Origin of the sequence: Sorangium sp. So ce726, from assembly GCF_051521405.1 — a bacterium.
Taxonomy (GTDB): Bacteria; Myxococcota_A; Polyangia; order Polyangiales; family Polyangiaceae; genus Sorangium.
This window is the reverse complement of the sequence record NZ_CP150349.1, coordinates 3,403,806-3,428,837: the sequence shown is the minus strand read 5'-3', so window position 1 is coordinate 3,428,837 and position 25,032 is coordinate 3,403,806. Positions and strand designations below refer to the sequence as shown.

Annotated in this window: 16 protein-coding genes; 7 read left to right on the top strand and 9 right to left on the bottom strand. The window is 72.1% G+C overall.

Going from position 1 to position 25,032, the window contains the following annotated elements; genetic code table 11:
- Positions 1-74 precede the first annotated feature (74 nt).
- From WME79_RS13015 to WME79_RS13005, 3 genes are all read left to right on the top strand, one after another.
- Positions 75-1,394: a sigma 54-interacting transcriptional regulator gene (locus WME79_RS13015; protein WP_437535146.1), complete on the top strand. Its 1,320-nt coding sequence runs from the start codon at positions 75-77 to the stop codon at positions 1,392-1,394.
- Positions 1,395-1,563: 169 nt separating this feature from the next.
- Positions 1,564-3,303: a hypothetical protein gene (locus WME79_RS13010; protein ID WP_437535145.1), complete on the top strand. Its 1,740-nt coding sequence runs from the start codon at positions 1,564-1,566 to the stop codon at positions 3,301-3,303.
- A gap of 302 nt (positions 3,304-3,605) precedes the next feature.
- On the top strand, positions 3,606-4,646 hold the full coding sequence (locus tag WME79_RS13005; protein WP_437535144.1) for a hypothetical protein: 1,041 nt from the start codon (positions 3,606-3,608) through the stop codon (positions 4,644-4,646).
- Here the strand turns inward: WME79_RS13005 and WME79_RS13000 are convergent.
- Positions 4,630-6,069 carry a serine/threonine-protein kinase gene (locus WME79_RS13000; protein WP_437535143.1) on the bottom strand — a complete coding sequence of 480 codons (1,440 nt, stop codon included), beginning with the start codon at positions 6,067-6,069 and terminating at the stop codon, positions 4,630-4,632. The two genes, WME79_RS13005 and WME79_RS13000, sit on opposite strands and share 17 nt — an antisense overlap.
- A gap of 136 nt (positions 6,070-6,205) precedes the next feature.
- Between WME79_RS13000 and WME79_RS12995 the strand changes: the two genes are divergently transcribed.
- The 4 genes from WME79_RS12995 to WME79_RS12980 all read left to right on the top strand — a co-directional run bounded on the left by WME79_RS12995 (position 6,206) and on the right by WME79_RS12980 (position 13,363).
- Complete coding sequence (locus tag WME79_RS12995) at positions 6,206-10,135, top strand: protein kinase domain-containing protein (RefSeq protein ID WP_437535142.1); 3,930 nt, start codon at positions 6,206-6,208, stop codon at positions 10,133-10,135.
- A 9-nt stretch (positions 10,136-10,144) separates the two neighbouring features.
- A complete protein-coding gene (gene smpB / locus WME79_RS12990; protein WP_437535141.1) occupies positions 10,145-10,633 on the top strand; it encodes an SsrA-binding protein SmpB in 489 nt (162 codons plus the stop codon).
- Positions 10,634-10,807: 174 nt separating this feature from the next.
- Entirely contained in the window at positions 10,808-12,319 is a 1,512-nt protein-coding gene (locus tag WME79_RS12985; protein WP_437535140.1) for a pyridoxal phosphate-dependent decarboxylase family protein, read from the top strand.
- Between the two features lie 183 nt (positions 12,320-12,502).
- Positions 12,503-13,363, top strand: a complete 861-nt coding sequence (locus tag WME79_RS12980; protein ID WP_437535139.1) for a hypothetical protein — start codon at positions 12,503-12,505, stop codon at positions 13,361-13,363.
- A gap of 59 nt (positions 13,364-13,422) precedes the next feature.
- Here WME79_RS12980 and WME79_RS12975 read toward each other — a convergent pair whose 3' ends face one another.
- The 8 genes from WME79_RS12975 to WME79_RS12940 form a co-directional block, all read right to left on the bottom strand.
- Positions 13,423-14,283 (bottom strand): heme-binding protein, encoded by an 861-nt coding sequence (locus WME79_RS12975; RefSeq protein WP_437535138.1) that lies wholly within the window; start codon positions 14,281-14,283, stop codon positions 13,423-13,425.
- Positions 14,284-14,317: 34 nt separating this feature from the next.
- Positions 14,318-15,409 carry a ferritin-like domain-containing protein gene (locus tag WME79_RS12970; protein ID WP_437539837.1) on the bottom strand — a complete coding sequence of 364 codons (1,092 nt, stop codon included), beginning with the start codon at positions 15,407-15,409 and terminating at the stop codon, positions 14,318-14,320.
- Positions 15,410-15,461: 52 nt separating this feature from the next.
- Positions 15,462-17,255 carry a GMC family oxidoreductase gene (locus WME79_RS12965; protein ID WP_437535137.1) on the bottom strand — a complete coding sequence of 598 codons (1,794 nt, stop codon included), beginning with the start codon at positions 17,253-17,255 and terminating at the stop codon, positions 15,462-15,464.
- Entirely contained in the window at positions 17,256-18,119 is an 864-nt protein-coding gene (locus WME79_RS12960) for a lipocalin-like domain-containing protein (protein WP_437535136.1), read from the bottom strand. It lies immediately after the preceding gene.
- Positions 18,109-19,161 carry a sugar phosphate isomerase/epimerase family protein gene (locus tag WME79_RS12955; protein ID WP_437535135.1) on the bottom strand — a complete coding sequence of 351 codons (1,053 nt, stop codon included), beginning with the start codon at positions 19,159-19,161 and terminating at the stop codon, positions 18,109-18,111. Before WME79_RS12955 ends, WME79_RS12960 begins: the two co-directional genes overlap by 11 nt.
- 61 nt (positions 19,162-19,222) lie before the next feature.
- A complete protein-coding gene (gene iolE, locus WME79_RS12950) occupies positions 19,223-20,143 on the bottom strand; it encodes a myo-inosose-2 dehydratase (protein WP_437535134.1) in 921 nt (306 codons plus the stop codon).
- Between the two features lie 45 nt (positions 20,144-20,188).
- Positions 20,189-22,927, bottom strand: a complete 2,739-nt coding sequence (locus tag WME79_RS12945) for an MGH1-like glycoside hydrolase domain-containing protein (protein ID WP_437535133.1) — start codon at positions 22,925-22,927, stop codon at positions 20,189-20,191.
- Between the two features lie 28 nt (positions 22,928-22,955).
- A complete protein-coding gene (locus tag WME79_RS12940; RefSeq protein WP_437535132.1) occupies positions 22,956-24,962 on the bottom strand; it encodes an amylo-alpha-1,6-glucosidase in 2,007 nt (668 codons plus the stop codon).
- Positions 24,963-25,032: the final 70 nt, after the last annotated feature.

Genomic DNA, 25,032 nt, shown 5'->3' with positions numbered 1-25,032 from the left:
GCCACCCTGCTAGCCTCGACCCGATGTCGCACGGCCAGCCCTCGCCCTCCTCTTCCGACGAGACCCGCGCGCTCGTGTCCCGCTCCACGGAGCTCGTGTTCAGGCGCTTCCGGCTGAAGGTGCTCGAGGGCCCGGAGCGCGGGCTCACGCGGGACTCGGACGAGCCCGAGCTCGTGATCGGCACCGCGCCGGGCACACACCTCACGCTCACCGATCCGACGGTCTCCCGCCATCACTGCGCCATCACCGCCACGGCCGAGGGGTTCCTGCTCCGCGACCTCGACAGCAAGAACGGCACGACCATGGCCGGGTACCGCGTCCGCTCCGCCTACCTCAAGGCCGGGACCGTGCTTGGCGTCGGCGAGACCTCGCTGCGCTTCGACCACCTCGACGAGGAGGTCCACCAGCCGCTCAGCGACGAGGAGCGCTACGGCCGCGCGCTCGGGCAGAGCGCCGCCATGCGCCGCCTGTTCGCCCTCCTGCCCAGGATCGCCGGGAGCACGTCCACCGTGCTGATCGAGGGCGAGACCGGCACCGGCAAGGGCCTCGTCGCCGAGGCCATCCACCAGAGCAGCCCGCGCGCGGGCGGGCCCTTCGTCGTCGTCGACTGCTCCGCGATCCCGCCGAACCTCATCGAGGCCGAGCTCTTCGGGCACGTGAAGGGCGCCTTCACCGGCGCGGTCGCGTCGCGCCCGGGCGCCTTCGAGGCGGCGCGCGGCGGCACCGTCTTCCTCGACGAGATCGGCGAGCTGCCGCTCGACATGCAGCCCAAGCTGCTCCGCGCGCTCGAGGAGCGCGTCGTCAAGCGCGTCGGCAGCCTCGACCAGGTGCCGCTCGACATGCGCGTCGTCGCGGCGACCCACCGCGACCTCCGGAAGGAGGTCAACCGGGGGCGATTCCGGGCCGATCTCTTCTACCGCCTCAACGTGGTGCGGATCCGCATCCCGCCGCTGCGCGAGCGGATCGAGGACATCCCGCTGCTCGTCGCCCATTTCTACGAGCAGCTGGTCACGGACGGCGATCCGAGCCCGCCCGCCGAGCTCCTCGAGGCGCTCGCGCAGCAGGACTGGCCCGGCAACGTGCGCGAGCTGCGCGCCGCCGTGGAGCGCGCGGTCCTCCTCGGCGACGCGGCGCCGTGGCGCGACGGCGCGGACGACGAGGGCGGCGCGCCGGACAGCGCCGCGCCGCCCTCAGTCGAGGACGCCTTCGACCCGGCGCTCTCGTTCCGCGCCGCCAAGGAGAAGGCCACGTCGCGCTGGGAGCGCGCGTACCTCCGGGGGCTGCTCCGCGCCCACGGCGGCAACCTCTCGGCGGCCGCGCGCGCGGCGCGCATGGACCGGAGCCACCTCCACGAGCTGCTCCGCCGGCACGACCTGTCGGCGCGCGAGGAGTAGGCGCGTAGCCGCGCGCCTACACCTGTGGGCGCGCGTCTACAGGGACAGGGCGCGCCGCGGGAAGGCGCCGCCGCGAGGAGGACGGCAGCGCCGGCGATCCGCGAGGCCCGCCGCCCGGCGCCGGCGCTGTGCGCCCGGCACGGGCGCTGCAATAGAGATCCGCGACACCATGACAATGCAAGGCACGCCCCGGTACCTGCTCCTGGCACTCCTCGGATCGACCCCCGCCGCGCTCGGCTGTGTCGCGGCGGCGGACGACGCCCCCGCCGCGCTCGGCGAAGCGGCGCAAGCCGTGCTCAGCGGCGATGAGCTGCCGGCCCCGGCGCCGGAGCCCGGGCCGGTGCCGGGGCCGGGCGAGGGCGCCCCGGGGCCTCTGGTCATCTCGTTGAACGGCATCAAAGCCAATTTCACGCGGGACCCCCGCGTCCTCAGCCTTCTCGACGGCCTCAAGTCTGCCCCGCTCGCCAGCGCGTCCAAGTTGATCTTCAAGAGCGTGACCGGCGACGAGAACGAGCTGCTCCGCACAGCGATGGCGTACATGATGTCTTGCGCCCTGAGCCAGGGGCAACGGCTCCTCGTAGGGAGTCCGAAGCTGACAGGTTTCTATCAGTTCGACGGTCTCCACGGCCTTGCCCCGTCCTGGAGTGACCAGCGCGGGCTCACCGAGCAAGAGCAGCGCTGGGTGAGCGCGTGCCTGCTCGCGCACGCCAACAGGCTCGGCGAGCCGGTCCGCATCTCGCTGCGCGCGCCGCGCCTGACCATCACCCCCGAGGAAGCGATGACCTACACCGCCCAGGAAGCCACGTACTTCGGCAACCTCTTCATCCCGGAGCGGAAGAAGTTCGCGTGTATCGGCGCGACGAGCAACCAGGCGGCGATAGAGGGAGGGCGGACTTGCCACGAGTCCGACGAGGAGTGCAGGTTCCAGGTCCTCGGCCCCTGCGCCGCGCATTGCTCCAGAGACGGGGACATCTTCGGGCAGTGCGGGGACGGCGGCGTCACGTACCGGGAGGTCGTCACGGTCTACAACCGATCGAGCAACGATCTCGCCCCGACCACGCCTGGGGCAACCGGCGTCGGGATCTTTCGTGCAGGCGCCTGGGCGTTCGATCGCAACGGCAATGGATACGACGGCGACGCCGCAATCAGCTTCGCCGTCACCGGCAACACGCCTGTCGTGGGCGACTGGACCGGCGACGGGCACTCGAAGCCCGGTGTGTTCCGCGACGCCGACGGGATGTGGTTCCTCGATCTCGACGGCGACGGGTGGTCGCCCCGCGTCGATCAGCAGATCCAGTTCGGACTCCCCGGCGACGTGCCCGTGGTCGGCGACTGGACCGGCGAAGGCCAGACACGCGTCGGCGTCTTCCGGGCCGGCGTCTGGTACTTCGATCTCGACGGCGACGGCTACGACAAGTCCGATCGCGTCCTCTACTGGGGCAGTCCGGGGGACACCCCGGTCGTCGGGAGCTGGGACGGCAGCGGCAAGACGCGCCCCGGCGTCGTCCGCGTGTTGCCTGACGGCATGATGTACTGGTTCCTCAATACGAGCAGCGATGGGCTGGGCGGCACCTACCGCGCTCTCCAGTTCGGCCTGCGCGGCGATGTGCCCCTCGTCGGCGACTGGACCGGCACCGGCGAGACCCGCGTCGGCGTCTTCCGCAACGGGGAGTTCCACCTCGATCTCAACGGCAATGGGTACGACGGCGAGGTGCCCATCCGCCTCGGCCAGGCCGGCGATATCCCCGTCGTCGGGCGCTGGAGCGGCACCGCACGGAGCCTCGTCGGCGCGTGGCGGCCATCGACCGGGACATGGCTCCTCGACATGAACGGCAACGGCTGGGACGGCGCTGACCGCGCCCTCCAGTTCGGCCTCCCAGGCGACGTCCCTGTCACAGGCTCTTGGTGAGCGAGAGCGGCGGGCACCCGCTTCGGATACGGGCCCATCTCGACGTTTTCGGTGCTCGGCGCACCGGAGTGCGCCTGCGCGCCGAAAACGCCGATCTGGACCCGTCTCCTGTGCGGGTGACCGCCGCTCTGTGATGCCGTGGGACTGGGCGGGGAGACGACCGCTTTAAGACAACGGGTGTGGGACAGCTGATCTCGGGGCCGCGCTGACGCGGGGCGATCGCTGTTCGGAGATGGGCGTGTGTCGTCATGCCGGCGATCCGCGCCATGACCGATGGACCATTGAAGATGAGGATGAAATCTATGAATTCGATGTCGACAACGTCCACTACGCTGCTCCTGCTGATCGCCGCTGTCACGGCCGCGGCGGGCTGCGGGGAAGCGCCGCTCGACGGCGCCTACGCGATGGAGGACTCCCTCGGCGAGGCGGACGGCGCGCTCGAGGGCGAGAGCGACGTCGGCAGCGACAGCCCGATCTTGCCGCCCATCTCGCGCGTTCGGACCGGCGTCGGGGTCTTCCGTGGGCCGAACACCTTCGTGCTCGATCGCAACCACAACGGGTGGGACGGCGACGCCGCAATCAGCTTCTCTGTCACCGGCAACACGCCTGTCGTGGGCGACTGGACCGGCGACGGGCACGCGAAGCCTGGCGTGTTCCGCGACGCCGACGGGATGTGGTTCCTCGATCTCGACGGCGACGGGTGGTCGCCCCGCGTCGATCGGCAGATCCAGTTCGGCCTGCCCGGCGACGTGCCCGTGGTCGGCGACTGGACCGGCGAAGGCCAGACGCGCGTCGGCGTCTTCCGGGCCGGCGTCTGGTACTTCGACCTCGACGGCGACGGCTACGACACGTCCGATCGCGTCCTCTACTGGGGCAGTCCGGGGGACACCCCGGTCGTCGGGAGCTGGGACGGCAGCGGGAAAACGCGCCCCGGCGTCGTCCGCGTGTTGCCCGATGGCATGATGTACTGGTTCCTCAATACGAGCAGCGATGGGCTGGACGGCACCTACCGCGCTCTCCAGTTCGGCCTGCGCGGCGACGTGCCCCTCGTCGGCGACTGGACCGGCACCGGCGAGACCCGCGTCGGCGTCTTCCGCAACGGGGAGTTCCACCTCGATCTCAACGGCAATGGGTACGACGGCGAGGTGCCCATCCGCCTCGGCCAGGCCGGCGATATCCCCGTCGTCGGGCGCTGGAGCGGCACCCGACGGAGCCTCGTCGGCGCATGGCGGCCGTCGAACGGGATGTGGCTCCTCGACATGAACGGCAACGGCTGGGACGGCGCTGACCGCGCCCTCCAGTTCGGCCTCCCAGGCGACGTCCCCCTCACCGGCGTATGGTGATCGCCGGGAGGGCGCGCGCGTAGAGCCGCGCCACGGCCCCGGCCGGCACCGCCTCGATGCCGAGCCCGTCGAGCAGCGCCGGCGTCGCGAAGAGGCCGGCGGGGAGGCCGTCCGGGAGCCACGCCGCGACGTCGAGCAGCGGGCCCCCAGCCGGCGCGCCGCCGTCGAAGCGCGCCGGGGCGGCGTGCAGGCACAGCGCCACATCCACCCGCGGATCGCGCGCGGGCCGCGCCTCGAGCGCGCCGAGGAGCGCGCGCGCCGCGTCGATCGCCGAGCGCCGCGCGGCGCGCTCGCCGCCGGGGAGCCCGCCCGGATCGACGACGTAGAGCGCAGCGTGGCCGGCCTCGACCGCGGCGCGGAAGCCGCGCTCGGCGAGGCACGCCTGGGCGGCGGGCAGGATCGTCTCCAGGTCGTCGAGCAGGCCCGGATCCGCGTCCTCCAGCGCCGCCGCGTCGGCGCGCGCCTCGACGTGGAGGGCGATCGCGAGCCGCTCGGCGCCGGACACGAGGCCAGCGCGGCCCGCCGCGTCCCGGAGCTCGGCGAGCAGCGCCGCGGCGCCCTGCTGGCGCCGCCCCGGGTCCTTGCTGAGCGCCCGCAGCAACACCTCGTCGATCGCAGGCGCGACCGGCGCGCGGGCGCTCGGGCGCGGCGGGCGGGCGTGGAGGTGCAGCTGCGGGAGCAGCGCCGACGTCGCCGGGAAGGGCGGCTCGCCGGTGAGCAGGGCATAGAGGAGCGCGCCGAGCGCGTAGACGTCCGTGCGCTGGTCCGTCGGCAGGCCGCGGATCTGCTCGGGCGCCATGAACGCCGGCGTCCCGACCATCTGCCGCGAGCCGGTGAGCGCCGGCCCCGACTCGTCGAGCAGCTTGGCCACGCCGAAGTCGAGGAGCACGACGCGCCGCGCGCCGCCTTCGTCCGCCAGGAAGACGTTCGAGGGCTTGATGTCGCGGTGCACGATCGCCTGCGCGTGCGCCGCCGAGAGCGCTGCCGCGAGCGGATCGAGGATCGAGAGCGTCTCGTCGAGCGACAGGCGCCCGGCCGCCGCGAGGTGCGCCCGGAGATCCACGCCGTCGAGCAGCTCCATCGCGAAGTAGGGGCTCCCGTCCGGGAGCTCGCCGACGTCGTGGACGGCGATGACGTTGGGGTGCCGGATGCGGGCGATCGCGCGCACCTCGCGCTCGAAGCGGAGCGCCGCCTCGCGGCTCGAGGCGAGATCGGCGTGGAGCACCTTGAGCGCGCGCGCAGCGCCGCCCCCCTCCGCGGCGACCGCGCGGTACACCGCGCCCGCGCCGCCGTGGCCGAGCAGCGATGCGACGACGTAATCGCCGACGCGATCCCCCGGCGAGAGCGCGCGCCGGTCCACGGAGGAGCACCCCCGCGCCACGACCGTGGTGACCGGCACAGGCTCGGTGGCGTCGCACTTCACAAGACACACAGCGTAGCATGCGGGCCACGGCCGGGGCGCGCGGAGCGCCGCCGGGCGCGCTCCGGACTCCGCGTCTCCTGCTCGTCGCCCTCGCCCTCGCCCTCGCCGCACCGGACGCCGCCGCTCGAGAGGTCCTTTGCCTCGCTGCCCACGTTGCCACATCCGGATCTCCGCCTCGCGCCCGTGTCCCCGCGACGGCTTCACGGCGCCCGCGGCCGCGGAGGCGGGCGCCGGAGCGCCGTCGCGCATCGAGGGCTTTGAGGTGGGCGGCGAGCTCGGCCGCGGCGGGTTCTCGGTGGTCTGGGAGGCCACGCGCCGCGACGACGGCGCGGCCGCGGCCATCAAGGTCGCGCGCGCCAGCACAGAGCTCGCGCGGGCGCGCTTCGCGCGGGAGGCAGCCGCGATGTCGCACGCCGGCACGCCGCCCGCGCCCGCGCTCCACGCGCGAGGGCAGCTCGACGACGGGCGGCCGTACCTCGCGATGGAGCGGGTGCGGGCGCCGACGCTCGCCCGATGGATCGAGGACCGCGCTGCGCGCCCAGGCGCAGCGGCCGACCCTGACGGCGCGCTCGCCGTGGCCGCGGCGGTGCTCGGGGCGCTTGGCGCTATCCACGCGCGCGGCATCGTGCACCGCGATCTCACGCCGGACAACGTGGCGATCGACGCGACCGGGCCCGCCGTGCGCGCGACGCTGCTCGACTTCGGCCGGGCCTGCGCGCTCGGCGGCGGCGCCTGTGCGACGGGCGACGGCGCAGCGTGGGCCGGCGCCGAGCGGACCGGCGCGGGCTTCGCGATGGGGACGCCCGAGTACATGGCGCCTGAGCAGATCCGCGGCGAGGCGGCGGCGGACGCGCGGACGGATCTCTACGCGTTCGGCGTGATCCTCCACGAGCTCTTCGCGCTGAGGCCGCCCTTCGTCGGCGATCGCAGCGCGATCGAGCACGGCCACCTCCACCTGCGCCCGCCGCGCCTGCCGGAGGAGGCGGGCGCCCCCGACGCGGTGCAGGCGCTCATCCTCGCCTGCATGGCCAAGGACCCCGCCGAGCGCCCGCCGAGCGCCGACGCCCTCCTGCGTGCGCTGGAAGCCGCGCTCCCGCGCGCGCTGGACGATGCGCGCCGCCGCGCGCCGCGCGCCGCGCTCGGGGCCGCCGCCTCGCCCGGGGCCGCCGCCTCGCCCGCGCCGGCCGAGACGCCCGCCGCGGCCCCAGCGAAGGCGCCCGCCGCGGCGCTCATCGCGGAGGGCCGCCGGCTGATGGCGCTCGTGGCCGTCGAGACCACGGCCGACGCCGCGCAGGTGAGCGCCGCCGTCGCGCGGCGCGCGGGCTTCGTGGCGCGGCGCCGCGGTCGACGCTTCGTCGCGGTCTTCTCGGGCGCCGACATCGAGGCACCGCTCGCGGCCGCGCTCGCCGCCGCCGAGGACCTCACCCGGGGCGGGGGAGCGCGCGCCGCGGTCCACCTCGCCCCGCTCCGCAGCCGCCCGCGCAGCGACGGCCCGCCCGCCGTCTACGGCGCGGCAGTGGAGCAGCCCGAGACCTGGATCCCCGCGGGCGCCGGGGATCCGGTGGTGCTCACCGAGGCAGCCGCCCGCGCGCTCCCGGCGGCGCGCGCCGGCGCTGGCGCGGAGGTGGACCTCCTGCGGCCGCGCGCGGGACCGCCGCTCGTCGGCCGCGACGATATCCTCGACGCGCTCGCCGGCAGCGTCGGCGCCTGCTTCGCGCGCGGCGCGCCGGGGCTGTTCACGCTCCTCGGCGAGCGCGGTCTCGGCAAGTCCCGCCTCCTCGCGGAGGCGGCCGCGCTGGTGCGGCGGCTCCGGCCCGACGCGGCGGTGATCGCCGCCGCCGCGGAGCCGCCCGCTGCGGGGGATCCGGCGCGGCCGCTGCAAGAGCTCCTGCGCCAGGCGCTCGCCGGAGCGCCGCCTGGCGACGAGCACGGCCCGCGCGGGCTCGCCGGAGCGCTGCGCGCGCGGGCGCGCGGCGGGCCGATCGCGGTCGTCCTCGACGACGCGCACTGGGCGCCCGACGGCCTCCTCGATGCCCTCGAGGTCGCCACCCTGGACGGCGAGCGCGGGCCCTGCTGGGTGCTCGTCGCCGCGGATCCGCGGCTCGCCGCGGCGCGCCGGGGGTTCGGCGCGCGCGCCGCGCGGAGCGACGCGCTCACCCTGGCCCCGCTCGACGCGGCCGCCGGCGTCCGGCTCGCCGCCGCGCTCCTCGCGCCCGCGGAGTACCCGCCCGCGGCCGCGCTCGAGCGGCTCCACGGCTGGGCCGGCGGCAACCCCGCGGCGCTCGTGGAGCTCGCGGCCGCGCTCAAGGAGGCCGGCATGGTGCGCCGCGCGCGGACGGGCAGCTTCTACCTCGCCACCGCGGCGCTCGACCGCATCCCGCCCTCCCCCGCGTGGCAATGGCTCGCCACGCGCCAGCTCGACCTCCTGCCGCGGGAGATCTCGGCTTGCGCCCGGCTGTGCGCGGTCCTCGGCGTCACCTTCAGCGCCGCGGAGGTCGAGCGCGTCCAGCGCGCGCTCGAGCGCGGCGGCGGCGCGACCACGCCCGTCGACGCGCGCGCCGGCCTGCGCGCGCTCCGCGACCACGGCCTGCTCGATCAGCGCGCGCCCGATCGGTTCGCCTTCCGGAGCGCCGCGCTCCGCGACGCGCTCTACGGGATGCTCGACCCGTCGCACCGGGATCGCGTCCACCAGGCTGCGCTCGAGGTGTGGCGGGACGCCCAGGAGCCGGGCGCGGACGCGCTCGAGCGCCTCGCCCTGCACGCCGCGGCGGTGGGCGCGCGCGCGGAGGCCGCGGCGGCGTCGATCCGGCTCGCCGAGGCCGCGCTCGCGGCGCACGAGCACGTGGCCGCCGACGCCCATGCAACGCGCGCGATCGACGTGCTCGACGTGCTCGACGTGCTCGACGCGATCGAGGCGCCAGGCGAGGCTCCGGGAGGTGTGCCTGGCGAGGCGCTCGGCGGCGCCGACAGCCTGGCCAGGGCGCGCGCGCTCACGCTGCGGGGCGCGGCGCGCTACCGGATCTCGCGCACGCGCGAGGCGCTCGAGGACCTCGCCATGGCGGCCGCCTCCGCGCGCGCGTCGGGCGCGGAGGCGCTCCTCTGCGAGGCCCTGCTCGAGGAGGCCGCGGCGCTCGATTGGGACAACGACTTCGCCGGCTCGGCGGCGCGAGTCGAGGAGGCGCGGCCGATCGTCGCGCGCCTCGGCGACCGCCGGCTCTCGCGCCGCTTCCTCGTGGCCGAGGGGCGCTGCGCCTGGCGCCACGCGCGCGTGCCCGAGGCCGTCGAGCAGCTCGGCCGCGGCGCGGCGATGGCCGAGGCGGACGGAGATCACGAGGCGCGCGTCGTCGCGCTCCTCCTGCTGGCGTGCGCTCTGGTGGTGGCCGGTCGGCTCGCGGAGGCCGAGGCCCGCTTCGACGAGGTGATCGCGCTCGCGGCCGAAGCGAAGGACAGCGTCCATCTCTGCGTCGCGTACTGCAACCGGTTCTTCCTGTGGACCGCGAGGGAGGCGCTGGACCGCGCGATCGACGACCTCCGGCGCGCGGTCGATCTGGCGCGCGAGGTGGGCAACCCGTGGCCCGAGCGCGCGGCGACCGGCAACCTCGCCGAGCAGCTCTTCTGGAACGGGAGCGACGACGAGGCGCTCGAGCTCGCCCGCCGAGGCCGCGCGCTCGAGGAGCGCTTCATGGATCGCCCGGTGGTCGAGCTCTCGCTGATGCTCGCCCGGCTCCACGCCGCGCGCGGCGAGGACGCCGAGGCCGCGGCGGCGGTCGCGTGGATCCGCGCGAGCTGCCCGCCCGGCCCGGCGGCGCCGAACGCGCAGGCCTTGCTGGACGCCGTGGCGCTCGCGATCGGCGCGCCCGGCGGCGCGACCTGGGAGGAGACGCTCGCGCGGTCGCGCGGCCTGCTCCCGATCGAGCGGCTGGAGGCGCTCTACTTCCTGGCGCGCGCCGCCCACCGCGCCGGCCTGGAGGCCGATGCACGCGCGGCCTTCTCCGAGGCCCGCCCGCTGCTCCCGTCAGGCCTCTCGTTCGCGCGGCGCTTCGCCGCGCTGGGGATCGACGGATAAGATCCCCTGATGCCGAAGGAGAAGGCCAGGCCTGGCGAGACGCTCATCGCGCGCAACAAGCGCGCAGGCTTCAATTACGACCTCGGCGACCGGTTCGAGGCAGGGATCGTCCTCAAGGGGAGCGAGGTGAAGATGCTTCGCGCTGGCAAGGCCGACTTGACCGACTCGTTCTGCACGGTCCTCCGGGGCGAGGTGTTCTTGCACGGCGTGAGCATCGCCGCGATGGCCAGCGCCGCCTTCGGCCACTTGCCGAAGGGCGCGCGCAAGCTCCTCCTCCACCGGCGCGAGATCGAGCGCATCGACCTCTCGATCGCCCGCGAGGGGATGACCGCCGTCGCGACCCGGCTCTACTTCAAGAGCGGCCTGGCCAAGGTCGAGATCGCGCTGGCGCGGGGGAAGAAGAGCCACGACAAGCGCGAGACCATCAAGGAGCAAGACGCCGAGCGCGAGATGCGCGCCGTGGTGGTGCACGGACAGCGAGGGTACGGACGCGCGTGACGCGCCGGCGAGCTCGCGGAGGACCCAGCTCGGACGTCGACCGCAGGCCGGCGCCCCCGTGACGAGGCGGCTCGTCTCGCTGGACGTCGCTGGGCGTTTTCGCGACGTCTTCGCGACGTCTTCGCCCGCAACGCCGCGCGCCGTGGAGCGCGCGGTGAAGTAGGATGGCGCGCGTTGGCCCGCCCGAAACGCCCGCCGTCAGGCCCCCACCCGCTCGAGCTGCCGGGCGACGTCATGCGCGAGATGGTCGAGCTCGCGATGGACCGCATCGTTCAGCACATCGAGAGCCTGCCAGAGCAGCCGATGCACGCGACGCGGGGAGGCAAGCGGGTCGCGCGCTCGCTCCGCGAGCCGCTGCCGGAGCGCGGCGTGCCTTACGAAAAGCTCCTCCGGAAGCTCTTTGGCAAGCTCATCCCGATGAGCCTGAACACGGCATCACCCGGTTACATGGGGTATATCCCGGGCGGCGGCCTCTTTCATGCGGCCGTGGCCGATCTGATCGCCGACGCCGTGAACCGGTATGTGGGCGTCTTCCAGGCCGCCCCCCTGCTCGTGCAGATCGAGGCGAACGTCATCGCCTGGTTCTGCACCATGCTCGGCCTGCCCGAGGGCTCCGGGGGGATCCTCACGACGGGCGGCTCGCTCGCGAACCTCGTCGCGGTGATCACCGCGCGCCGCGAGCGCCTCCCGCCGGACTTCCTGCGAGGGACCGTCTATGCCTCGGAGGAAGCGCACCACTCGGTGACGAAGGCCGCGCTCCTCGCCGGCTTCCCGCCGGAAGCCGTGCGCGAGATCCCGGTGGACGGGCGCTTTCGCATGCGGCCCGACGCGGCGGCGGAGGCGGTCGCGCGCGACAGGGCGCGCGGCCTCTCGCCTTTCCTCCTCGTCACCTCCGCGGGCACGACGGGCACCGGCGCGATCGACGATCTGCCCGCCCTCGCCGACCTCGCCGAGGCCGAGCGCCTCTGGCTGCACGTCGACGCGGCGTACGGCGGCTTCTTCGCGCTCACCGAGCGAGGGCGCGCGGCGATGCGGGGGATCGAGCGCGCCGATTCGGTGACGCTGGACCCGCACAAGAGCCTCTTCTTGCCGTACGGGACAGGCTGCCTCGCGGTGCGCGATCGCGAGGCGCTGCGGCGCGCGCACGCGCTCTCCGCGTCGTACATGCCGCCGATGCAGGCCGAGGACGATCTCGTGGATTTCTGCGCGATCAGCCCCGAGCTGTCGCGCGACGCGCGCGGGATGCGGGTGTGGCTGCCGCTGAAGATGCATGGGGCCTCCGTCTTCCGGGCCGAGCTCGACGAGAAGCTCACGCTCGCGCGCGGCGCGGCCGACGCGCTCCGGCAGATGGCGCACATCGAGGTCGTGGCAGAGCCCGAGCTGTCGCTCCTCGCGTTCAGGGCGCGCCCGCCCGGCGTCGACGACGGGCCGGCGCTCGACGCGTTGAATCGGCGCCTCCTTGCGCGGGTGAACGCGAAGCAGCGGGTGCTGCTCACCGGGGTGGTGGCCGGGGGGCGGTTCCTGCTGCGGATGTGTATCCTGAGCTTCAGGACACACGCGGACCGGGTGAACGCGGCGCTCGCAGACGTCGCGTCGAGCCTCGCCGAGGTGCTGGAAGAGCTCCGTGATGGGCGGCATTCGCCCGCGCGCGGGGGCGATCCGCGCGGAGGAACGGACGACGACTGAAGGGGCGCAACAGCCCAGCTCGCCCGGCGCTGGCTCAGCTCGGTCTCGTGCAACAGCCAACCATCTCGACACCCACCGGCGAGACCACTCCGAAGCTTGTCATGGCACTCACGCTGGCCTGGCTCCGGCGATCCATTTACAATCGGACCAGGGAGGTTCTTCATGCGCAAGCATCGATCTGTCTTGTTCGCAACGCTCCTATCGGCCGTCGCCGTCGCGATCTCCGCCGTGCCGGGATGCGGGGACGACGAGACGCCGGCGCAGACAGGCAGCGATTTCCTCTCCAGCTATGCGAAGGCCCTCTGCGACCGCACGTTCACGTGCTGCGACGCGGCGACCCGGGCCGCGCATGGCCTGGACGCGAGCTCCGCCGACGCGTGCGCCTCGCAGCTCGAAGCGATTCTCGTTGCCGTCAGCAGCGGAGGCGAGGTGAAGGGCACCTTCGTCCCCGAGAAGGCGGAGGCGTGCCTCGCCGAGCTGGACGCCGCCCCCTGTGCCGAAATTCAAATACTGGACGTGCTCTTGGGGGTGGACGCCAAGTTCACGCCGTCCTGCCGCGAGGCGTGGGACGGCTCCGTGCCCGAGGGCGGGACGTGCGGCAACAACTGGGACTGCGTCCGGGACCACTGCGTGCACACCGTCGACGCAAGCGGGCAGGCGACATCGGCGTGCAGAGCGACGGCGGTGGCCGGAGAGCCATGCTCGTCGAGGTTCGACTGCGACGAGGCGCTCCGGTGCGACCAGCCCTCACCGCCCGACGCGGGGACGTGCGCGCCACGGATCGCCATGGGCGGGTCGTGCAACGGAAGCCTCGACTGCGAAGAGGAGCTTCGCTGTAGCCAGGACGGGACGTGCCAGACGCGCGAGCAGGCGGGCGGTCCATGTGCGTCGGACCAAGACTGCGCCGCTGGCATGGCGTGCGAGGGCGCCACGTGCGCGCTGCTCGGCGCCGCCGGCGCGCCCTGCTCCGCCGATTCGGACTGCGCGTCCTTCGCGTGTGCTGATGCGACGGGCACCTGCGCCGACGTCTGCAAGGGCGGCTGATCTGGGTCTCACCGGCGTCGAGCTCCGCACCCGCCGGCCGGCGCCGGAGCGCTGGTGGACTAAAAGGCCTTGATCAACGTCCCCACCGTGACGTGAGGGAAGGTCAGGCCACCGAAGCTCAGGAGCGCGGTCTGCGAATACTGCAGCTGCAACACCGTGGCGCCCCAGCGGGTCCTGACCCGCTCGATGGCGAACACCGACTCCACCGTCGCGGTGTTGGCGTTGCTGACGATGAAGGGGATGTTCGCCACGCCGCCGGAGGTGCTCATGGTGATGAGCCGGGTGATCTGGATCGGCTCCTGATCCTTGAGCGCCTCGCGCAGCGCGCTGTTGGGATCGTCGATGAGATCCTGCGTGATGCCGGCGGGGAGCGGGTCCGTGCGGAAACGGGTCTGGCAGCTGAGATCGTACTCCGGGAAAGGGTTCTTCGTGCCCGCCGGGGGCGCCTCGCCGCCCATCTTGAAGGGCACGGTGTTCGCCGGCGGGATCGTCGGCGGCAGCTCCGCGATCTCCGAGCTGCCCACGAGGCAGATCGAGTTGCCGTGGGGGATCGTGGCCAACCGCGCGATGCTGCCGCTTGACGCCGGCTCCTGGGTTGGCGGCACGTTGAGCCAGGTGCCGGGCTCGATGTGCAGCGCCGCGCCGGTCGTGGCGTCGGTCACGCGGTGGAGGTAGGTGACCCCGCCGATGGCGATGTCTCCCTGGCGGCTGCCGCGGTTCACCACCGGAGAGCCGATGGACGTGAACTCGATCGTCTCGCGCAGGAGGTTCAGCTGGAGAAAGAACCCATTGTCGCTGCCCGAGAACTGCGGGCGCGCGATCAGGCTGAAGCCGGTGCCCTCCCAGAAGCCGGGGAGATCCGCGAGCGGTCCCAGATCGATCTGTTCGCTGAGCGGCGACGAATGGTGAGTGGCTTTCATGACATCTCCTCTCTCTGATCGACAAGGTCAGGGATCACGTGCGCGCGGCGACGGAGGTCGCCGGTTCGAAGGTGGGCGCCGCATGGAGCCCGCCAGCGCCCGGGAGCGGATTGCGCAGGAGCAGGTCGAGCCGGTCGCGGACGCGGTACATGGCCGGCACAGCGTCGAGCAGCAACCGCGGCTGCCCGGTATAGGCCGCGGTGAGCAGGCGAAGGAGGCCCGCGTACGCCTCGTTGAACGCCACCGCCGCCGCGCGCAGCTCGGATCCGGCTTCGTAGTCCGCCAGGTGGACGTTCTTCTTGATCGGGTAGACAGCGTCCCATTCGACGTTCAGCGCCGGGCCCGTCGGCTTGCCCGGGAGGTCGGCCGTGGCGCCAGCCTTTCGGTAATAGCGCCCGAGCAGGAGCTGCTCGAAGCGGTAGTAATGCGACAGCTCGCCCTCGCGGTCGTAGATGCTCAGCCCGTGTCCTTCACCCTGCTCCGCGATCAGGCGAATGGCCGCGCGCGCCGAGGCCAGATCCGTCACGGTGAGCAGCTTGCCGCCGGCCGCGTAGTAATACTCCGAGGAGACCTGCCGCGACCGATCTCCGACGAACAGCGCTCCCGGGTGCGCCGCCTCCAGGTACTCCATGCCGCGCAGGATCTCGTCGTAGAACTCGCCGATGCTGTAATAGCTGCCGACGATCTCGTAATACCCCGGCGCGGCGCCGGACGGGCACACCGCCGCGCCGGCGTCGCGATGCCGCGAGGCCTCGTGCGGCGCCTTTCGCGGGCGCTCGATCTTGAGGAAGTTGTTGACGGCGTCGACGGAGAAGCGCTGCACGTCGACCTGGAAGTCCGTCTCGCCGTCGGGGAGCGCGGCGGGGTAGCGCGGCACGAAGTCGGGTCGCGTCAGGTCCGGCTCCCCGCCCACGGCGTTCAGCAGGTTCGCGGCGAGCGTGAGGTGCAGCATCTCCTCGACCACCACCGCGCGCAGGATCTGGACGGCGTCCAGGTTGGTCCCGGGGCGGATCGAGTAGAGCGCCGTCAGGTAGGGAGGCAGCGTCGCGTGCTCCAGCTGCAGCGCGGCGTGGAGATACGAGTGCAGCTGCGCGATCGACGTAATTCGGGACGTTGTCTTCGACAAACTCAAGGTGTCCTCCGATCGCTCGACATCACCGGACAGCGCCGGCGGCAGATCACGTCGATCCGAGCTGCGCGATCAGCCGATCGGCGCTGCGGATCGCCAGCGCCGCCAGCGTGAGCGTGGGGTTTGAGGTGCCCATGGTGGGGAAGCTGCCGCTGCCGATCAGGTAGAGGTTGCGGTGCTCCCACGAGCGCTGATCGCGGTCGATGACAGACTGGCCAGCGTCATCGCCCATGACGTGCGTGCCCGCGAAGTGCCCCATTCCATGGTAATGGAACACTTGCCCCTGCCAGCTCACCGACGGAAACCAGCTGCCCTGCTCGGGATCCGTGCAATCGGTGACCCCGGCGCGGCGGAACACGTCGCGATAGACCGTGGTGGCCGCGGCCATCCCCGCGAGCGTGTAGTCGCCGATGCGGTATCGGATCACCGGGCGCGGGTTGCCCAGCGGATCGAGGTAGCGCGGATCGATGCTCACGCCGTTGTCGGCGTCGGGGAGCTGCTCAACCGCCAGCGAGAACCGGATCTGGCGCGATAGGGTCGATGCCAGATGCTCGCGGAGCCGGCGCCCGAACAGGCGATCGCGCTGGACCGCCGCGGCCACCGTCGTCTCCGGCGCTCCCGTCGACGCCTTCCAGCCGTCGTTGCCGATATCGAAACGGAACGCGGCGTGCTTGGCGCGGAACGCGCCGCCCCGCAGATCCTCGATACCCGATGTCGAGAGCGGGCCGCGAAAGGCGCCGATCGGGACGGGCGAGAGCCCCCAGGCGTAGAGGGTCGGGTGGTCCATCAAATTCCGCCCCAGGAGCCCGCTCTTGCCCCCGAGCCCCGACACCAGCATCAGCTTGGCGTTCTCGACGGCGTGGGCCGCGAGCACGTAGGCGCGCCCCGTGACCCGCTCGACGAGGTGGCGCGGCGACGACGGGTCGTCGTAGCGCTGGCACTCGATGCTCTGCACCGCGCCGCTGACCGGGTCGACGTGGATCCGCGACGCCACCGCCTGCGCGCGGATCTCCAGCCTGCCGGTGCGGCGCGCCTGGGCCAGCGTCTTCTGGGCGTTGTACTTGGCCTGGATCGGACAGATGGGCGTGCACGAGGTGTTGCCCGAGCAGCGCTCGCCGAGGTCGGTCGCGATCGCCGCGCCGTCCCGCTCGTCGACGGCCCCGACCGGCCGGTAGTCGCCGCGAGGGATGGAGTTGCGCGCCGCGGGATAGCTCCGCACCTTGAGCGTGAACCGTTCCTCTCCGAACGTCACCTCCATCCCGTCGACGGCGCGGGCCAGCACCTGATCCGAATAGCTCGGCGGGACGCGCTGCATCGGATAGTCGTAGCCTTCGGCGAAGGTCAGGCCGTGATGGCGCTGCTCGGCGACGTCGGCCGCGACGCCGATCTCGCGCTCCGCCCGGCGGTAGTACGGCTCGATCTCATCATAACCAAGGGGCCAGTCGCGACCGACGCCGCGGAGCGAGCGGAGGCGGAAGTCCTCGGGGAGCATCCGCAGCGACACGCCCAGCCAGTGCAGCGTCGAGCCGCCCTGGAGGCGCGAGTAGCTGCTGCCATAGAGGTGCGGGCCCTCCTGCACGAAGTAGCCGTCCTTGCGGCGCAGATCGCCGGTGTCCGGCTGCGGCGCGTTGGCCGCCGGAGGCCACGCCGACTCCGCGCCCTTCGCGCTCGCCGTGTAGAAATGCTCGAGGTGCCGCACGTAGCCGTCGTAAGCCCAGGCCGTCGCCGGCCCGGCCTCCAGCAGGAGCACGCGCAGGCCGGCGTGGGTCAGGTGCTTTGCCATCAGCGCGCCGGCCACCCCGGCGCCGACGATGACCACATCGTAGTGTTCGTTGTCGCTCATCTAGCGCTCCTCCCGCGGCGGCTCGGCCCACGAGCCAAAGCCCTGCTGGCGCGCCCCGGGCGGATGGGCCCCGGCGGCCACCCACTGCAGCGCCGCCTGATACGCCTCCACCGAGAGGACACGGTCGTTGTCCAGGGGTGACGCCCCGTACGCCGCACGCCAGGCGTCGGGCAGTCTGGACCAGGTGCCGCAATACCACATCCGGATAAGGTTCTGCGCCACCGGTCCCAGCTTCGGATCGTCGAGGAGGGTCGACACGACCGCTGCCTCTCGCTCGGCCCCCGCGGGCAGCCGCTGGTATGCCGCGAGCAACTCGTCGACGGTGCCCGCCGGGAGGACCGCGTCGAGCGCGCGGAGGTGGCCGTCGGCCACGCCGGTGCCGAGGAGCTGGAGCCGGCCGAAGCCCGTCAAGAGCGCGGACAGCTCCACGAACCGCGCCGCCCGCGCGCGCGCCGCCTCCTCGCGCATCCACCCGATCTCGTTGACCACCGCCGCCGGCGGCGTCCGCAAGACCAGCCGATCGCCGTCGAGCGTGAACGGGCGGAGCTGCTCGGCGCCGGACCAGTTGGGGTACAGGCTCGCGTCGATGCGATGAATCACGCTGTCGCCCTGCACCTCGTAGCTGCCGAAATAGGCGAGGCAGGTCGAATAGGCGGCCGCGCGCGACTCGGCGTCCCCGCCGAGCGGATCGCTCGTCGGGAGCCCCGGTCGCCGCGCCGCCGTCATCTGCACCGCCATCCGCCCGTCACCGCCGTACATGAGGATGCCAGTGGCGTCGTCGCCGAACGGATACGTGATGCTCCCGTCCTGCGCGACGCGGCGCCAGAACAGAAGCCTCCATGTCCCCCTGAGATCAACCGCCATGATGGCCGCCCCTGGTGGAGATCGCGCCGTCACGGCCCTCGGCCGAGATCTGGTGCAGTTGCTCGCGCGTCGCCGAAAGGGCCTGGGCCGCGATGGTGTAGGCGTCGGGGTAGCGGCTGTCGGGCGTGTCCTCGCCGGGGATCCAGAACTTCCGGCGCGTCAAGCGGAGCGACCCCACGAACGCCGGGATCGCGTTGAAGATCTCGACGGCGATCGGTCCGGAATAGGCCTTGAGGATAGGCCGCAGGAAGTCGCCCCACGGGATCCAGCTCCGGCGCAGATCGCCGCGATCCGGCGGCGATACCTGCACGTAATGGAGGCGCCCGTCCGCCGAGAGGCGGTGGACCTCCTCGCCGAATATCGCCGGTCCGGCGCCGTCCAGCACCTCGTGCGCGCTGTCGATGCACACGCCCACCTGCCGGCTCGGGACGCCCTCCAGAAACGAGATGAGCTGCGCGAGCGTGTTCGGCCCCGGCGTCTCCCAGTGGGTGATCGGCTCGATCGCCAGCTTGACGTTCTTCTCCGCGGCGTGGCGCCCGAGCGCATCGAGGACGGCCCGCGCGGCGCCGTAGCGCTCGACCAGCGCGTCCTGCAAGGCGTCGCTCCAGATGCCCTCGCCGAAATCGGTGAGGGGATAGACGCCATAAGGGAGCACGATGGGGCCCATCATGATCTCGCCGCCCAGCGCGGCGGTGATGTCGACGCGCGACTTCAGGTACGAGAGCGCCGCGTTGCGCTGCTCCGGATACGGCGAGGAGGGATCGTAGGTGCGGGTCGCGCCCACGTTGGTCGTCAGCCGCACGTCGGCGAAGCCGGCGTCGTCGATGGCGCGGCGCAGGGCGGCGTAGCTCTCCACCTCCGCCGCGCGATCCGCGTCGTGCGTCGGGGCGATGGGGAATTCGAAGCCGGCATATCCGATCGACCGGAGCTGCCGGATATGCTCGATGATCACCTTCTGATACGCGGCGTCGGTGGGCCGCAGATCGGTGGTGAACATGAAGAAGCTGATGTAGATGTCCCTCGTGGGCGCGGCGGCGATCATGTCTCGTCCTTGCTCCCTGGCGCGCAGGGTGTGGGGTCAGAGGTCGCTCGATCTCCGGGCGTCACAGCCCGATCACCTCGCGCAGGTAGGCGCGCGCCATCTTGGCGTATCCCAGCGGGGACCCCTTGGCCGGATCCTGCTCCGCCTCGACCACCAGCCACCCCTCGAAATCGGCCTCGGCGAGCGCCTCGAGGATCGGCGGGAAGTCGACGCTCCCCTCGGCATCGCCCGGGACCGTGAAGACGCCCTTCAGGATCGACTCCTTGAAGGACAGGTTCTGCCGCAGCGCCTCCTCCATCACGGGACGGCGAATGTTCTTGAGGTGGACGTGCTTGACGCGCGCGCCGTGGGCCTGCACGAGCGCCAGCGGGTCGTCGCCGGCGAAGGTGATATGGCCGGTGTCGACGAGCAGGTTCACGAAGCCGGGCCTGGTCGTCGCCATCAGGCGATCGACTTCGGCGCGGGTCATCACGCCAGTCCCCATATGATGGTGGTAACAGAGGCGCATGCCCGCGCCGTGGGCGATGCGGCCCAGCTCGTTGAGGCCGTTGGCCAGCGCGTCCCACTGGCCGTCGGTGAAGATGGGGCGGTTCGGGACCAAGGCGATCGGCTGCTGGTGCGACGAGCCGCCCAGCTCGGCCACGACGAGATCGGTGCCGCCCATGGCCTTGATGAAGCGGAGCGACTCCTCGAAGTCGGCGATCGTCTTTGCGTGCATCGCCTCGATGGTGAAGTACGTGCTGGTCCAGGGCTCAGAGACGCACAGGCCGCGCAGATCGAGCTCGCGCTTCAGCACCGCCGTGTCTGTCGGGTACTTGTGCCCGACGCTGCACCCCTCGAAGCCGGCGAGCGCCATCTCGCTGACGCACTGGCCGAACGGGATGCCGATGTCGATGTCGAGAAAGTCATCGTTCCACCACCCCGTCGGGGTGATGCCGAAACGGATCCTCTCGCGCCTGAGCTTCGCCTTCGTCGTGTGCATCGCTCGACCCTCCTCTTGATTCCGTTGTTCGCCTCGTCGATCGCCCTACACAGCGCGCAAGAGCTCGGCGCACAGACCGGTCCACCCGGTCTGGTGCGACGCGCCCAGCCCCGCGCCGTTGTCACCGTGGAAGTACTCGTAGAAGAGCATCAGATCCCGCCAGTGCGGGTCCTCCTGGAACGCCCTCGTGCCGCCGTAGACAGGCCGCTTCCCGTCGGCGCCTCGCTCGAAGATCCGCACCAGCCGGCGGGACAGATCGGTCGCCACCTCGGCGAGGGTGTGCTGCTCGCCGGAGCCGGAGGGATAGGCCACCTTGAAGCCGTCGCCCAGGTACTCGTGGTAGCGGCGCAGCGCCTGGATCAGCATGAAGTTGATCGGGAACCACACCGGGCCGCGCCAGTTCGAGTTGCCGCCATACACGTTCTCCACCGACTCGGCCGGCTCGTAGCGCACCGAGAGCGTCTCGCCGCTGACGTCGAGCGAGTAGGGCGGGTCGCGGTGGGCGCCCGAGATGCCGCGCACGCCGTGCGGCCCCAGGAACTCCCCCTCGTCGAGGACGCGCTCGAGGATGGCGCGCAGGCGCTCGGGCTTGACCAGCGAGAGCAGGCGCCGCCCGCCCTGGTCCTCCGCTGACATCGTGCCCTCGAGGAGCTCCTTGTGCTGGAGCGTGAACCACTGAATCCGCCCCGCGATCTGGCCCATCGCGCGGCGCTCGATCTCGCTCGGATCGAGCAGGAACACGGGGAACAGGGCGATGATCCCCACGAGCGATCGCAGCTTGACGCTGAGGTACTCGTCGGGCACGCCGACGCCCGAGATCTTGAGGGCGTCGTAATAGAAGTTGTCGTTCTCGTCCCACAGCGTGACCTGGGCGGCGGAGCCGGCGGACCTGTGCTCGATCGCGTTGATCGCGTCGGCGATGAACACGAAGTGCTGGAAGAACTTGCTCGCCAGGCTGCCGTACTCCTCGGCCGTCTCCGCGAGCCTCAGCGCGATCCGCAGCATGTCGAGGCTGAACATCGCCATCCAGCTCGTACCGTCGGATTGGTACATCTCGATCCTGCGGCAGATCGTCTCCTCGAGAGCGTCGAGGTGGCTCCGGTCGATGATGGAGATGTTGTCGAGCCCGAGGAAGCCGCCCTGGAAGAGGTTGTTGTCGTCCGCGTCCTTGCGGTTGATCCACCAGGTGAAATAGACGAGGCAGTGCTGGAAGATGTCCGCGAGGAACTGCACATCTCCGGGGCCGCCGGTCATCTCCTGCTCGATCTCGAAGATGCGCAGCGCCGCCCAGGCGTGGAGCGGCGGGTTGACGTCGCCGAAGGCCCACTCGTAGGCCGGCACCGCCCCCGCGGGCGACGTGTACCACTCGCGCGCGAGGACGAGGAGCTGGTCCTTGGCGAAGCGCGCGTCGACGCGGGCCAGCACCACCGACTGGAAGCAGAGATCCCAGGACGCGAACCAGGGATACTCCCACTTGTCGGGCATGGAGAGGATGTTGCTGGCGTAGAAGTGGATCCAGTCCTTGTTGCGGGTGCGCGTCGCCGGCGGCGGCGGCTGCGCCTTGTCGCCGTCGATCCATTCGCTGATGACGTAATAGTAAAACTGCTTGCCCCACAGCATGCCGGCGTACGCCTGGCGCTGGATCGAGCGCTGATCGTCGGTCAGGCCAGCGGGGCCGACCGACGCGTAGAACTCGTCCGCCTCGGCGACGCGGGTCGTGAAGGTGGCGTCGAAGTCCGCCCCGAAGGGCGCGGCGAGCTTCGGGTCCGACGAGAGGCGCAGCCGCGCCTCCACCGTCTGGCCGGCGCCGATGTGCAGGCGATAGAGCGCCGCGCCCTTGGTCCCGGTGAGCGCGGGATTGACCGTGTCCTTGCCCTCCACGACATGGTCGTTGATCCCGTCCTTGGGATAGCGCGGGCCGACCTGCGCGCCCCAGAGGCGCGCCGCGTTCGACTCGTTGTCGCAGAACAAGAGGTCGTCGGGCCCGAGGCAGTAGAGCGTCATCGCCGGGATCTCCGTCGCCCCGTCGGGCGAGTCGGAGGGCACGCTGATCGCATCGGCGAGGAGGGTCGCGACGCCCCCCGCGGCGGCGGCGCGCGCGCCGCGGAGCGCCGGCCTGGCCTCTACGCCGTCTGCCGACCAGGTGTTCCGGTACCATAACGTCGGCAGGAGGTGGAGGTCCGCCGCGTCGGGGCCGCGGTTCGTGACGGTGATCCGGATCAGGATATCCATGGGCCCCGCCTTCGCGTACTCGACCTGGACGTCGAAATAGCGATCGTCGGCGAACACCCCGGTGTCGATCAGCTCGTACTCGAAGGCGCCCGGATCGTCCTGCTTTCGCCGCGCGTTCTCGTGGACCAGATCGGAATACGGGAATGCGCGCTGCGGGTACTTGTACAGCCACTTCATGTAGCTGTGGGTGGGCGTGTTATCGAGGTAGAAGTAGTACTCCTTGACGTCCTCGCCGTGGTTGCCCTCGCTGTTGGTGAGCCCGAACAGGCGCTCCTTGACGATCGGGTCGTTCCCGTTCCACAGCGCGAGCGCGCAGCACAGGCGCGACTTGTCGTCGGAGATGCCGGCGAGCCCGTCCTCGCCCCAGCGGTAGGCGCGAGAGCGGGCGTGTTCGTGCGGAAAGTAATCCCAGGCGTCGCCGTAGGCGCTGTAGTCCTCGCGCACCGTGCCCCACTGGCGCTCGGAGAGGTAAGGGCCCCAGAAGAGCCAGCGCGTGTCCCCGGCGCCCGAGTAGGCGGCCTTCAGGCGTTCTGCTTCCTTTCCCTGGATCACCTCGGGATCTCCTCGTTGCGTCGTCGGTTCAAGGGCGCTTCCGGACGGGCGACGCCGCCCGGTCGAGGAGCGTGAAGGCGCGGAGCGCCTCGCCGACGCTCCACGCCTGGGCGATGCAGCCGCGCGGCGCGAAGGGGGCGTCACCATCGAAGATCTCGCTGATCGAGCCGAGGCCGGCGGCGTTGATGTGGTCGCCCATCGGCGCGAGCAGCCGGCGGGCTGCGTCGGCATCGCCGTAAACGCGGAGGTGCGCCTCGATGAACGGGCCGATGAGCCAGGCCCAGACCATGCCCTGGTGGTAAGCGGCGTCGCGGCGCTCCTGATCGCCGCCGTAGAACCCCTGATACGCCGGCTCCGACGGGGCGAGCGAGCGCAACCCGTGCGAGGTCAGGAGCGCCCGCGCACACGCGTCGACCACGGCGCGCTGTCGCTCCGGCGAGAGCGGGCTCTCGGGGAGCGACACGGCGAAGATCTGGTTCGGCCGGAGCGCCGCCTCGGCGCCGGCGGGCCCGTCGAGGACGTCGTAGCAATAGCCCGCGGCGGCGTTCCAGAAGCGCTCGAAGGACGCGAGGGCCCTCGCCGCCATCCCCTGATACGGCTCGGCGGGCTCGCCGAGGCGGGCGGCGAAGGCGACCATCGCCCGCAGCGCGTTGTACCAGAGGGCGTTGATCTCGACCGGCTTGCCGATGCGCGGCGTGATCACGCGATCGCCGACCTTGGCATCCATCCAGGTGAGCTGGACGCCGTCCTGCCCGCCGCGGAGCAGGCCATCGCCTGGGTCAACCTGGATCCCATAACGCGTGCCCTTGAGTTGCCAGTCGACGATGTCCCGCAGCACCGGGAACAGATCGCGCAGCAGCCCGTCGTCGCCGGTCGCCTCGTGACAGGCGCGGATGGCCTGGAAGTACCAGAGGGTGGCGTCCATCGTGTTGTATTCGGGGTGCGCGGCGCCGTCGGGGAACCGGTTGGGCAACATCCCCTGATCCACGAAGGCGGCGAACGTGCGGAGGATCGGCGCGGCGATGCTCGCCTGCCCTGTCGAGAGCGCGAGCCCGGGGAGGCTGATCATCGTGTCGCGGCCCCAGTCCTCGAACCAAGGATAACCGGCGATGACGCTCTTGCCGGGGCTGCCGCCGGGGGTCTGCGCGCGGTCCACGACGAACTGGTCGGCGGCGAGGACGAGCTGCGAGACCCAGCCGGGGGCGGCGGCCGCGCCCGACGGCCGCGCCCCGCTCCACGCCGAGAGGAGCGCCCGATCGCGCGCGCGGCGGCGCGGGAGGGCCTCCGGATCGACAGCGGTTGTGCCGTCTCCGGCGGCGGCGAGGAACACCACCGTCTCGCCGGGCAGGAGGGTCGCCTCGAAGGTCGCGACGTGGACGTGGTCGTCGCGATCGAGGAGCCCGCGCGCCGTCTCGGCCGGGAGCGCGAAGCCGCGGTAGAGCTCCGTCGCGGGGGTGGCCGCGCCGCCTTCCAGCTTGAGGAACAGCGGCAGCGCGTCGCCGGCCGTGACGACGCGGACGCCGCCCGAAGCGGCGCTGACCCCGGCCGGCCACGCGACGGTGCCTGTGTTGTGGAAGACGCGGTTGTTGGCGATGGCGCGCGCGGTGAGGCGCAACGGCTCGCGGGCCTGGAGCGCGGTGTAAGCGACGTAGGTGGTGTTCTGGCCGTGCTCCATCCAGACGCGCTTTTCGAGCAGCGCGTCGGCGCAGGCGTAGCGCCAGCAAGGGATCGAGCCCTCGAGCGCGAAGTGCTCGATGTTGACAAGGCCGCTCGGCGCGACGGCGCCGCTCGCCCAGCGGTTGGTCGCGAGGTCCCAGGCCGCGCCGCGGTAGGTGACCGCCTCATCGACCTTGACCAGCATCAGCCGCCGATCGACGGGCGGCCGGAGGGCGGCGACGAGGAGCCCGTGGTAGCCGCGCGTGAGCGAGCCGGCCACCGTCCCCGAGCCATAGCCGCCGATGCCGTTGGTGACGAGCCACTCGCGGCCTTCGGCGATCCCCAGGTCGCCGCAGATCTCCCTCCCCATCCCGACCATGCGCTCCTCCTCCGGGACTTCTCTCGCTGACTGCACCGGCTCGACGCGACCCTCGAAGTCGCCGAGGGCC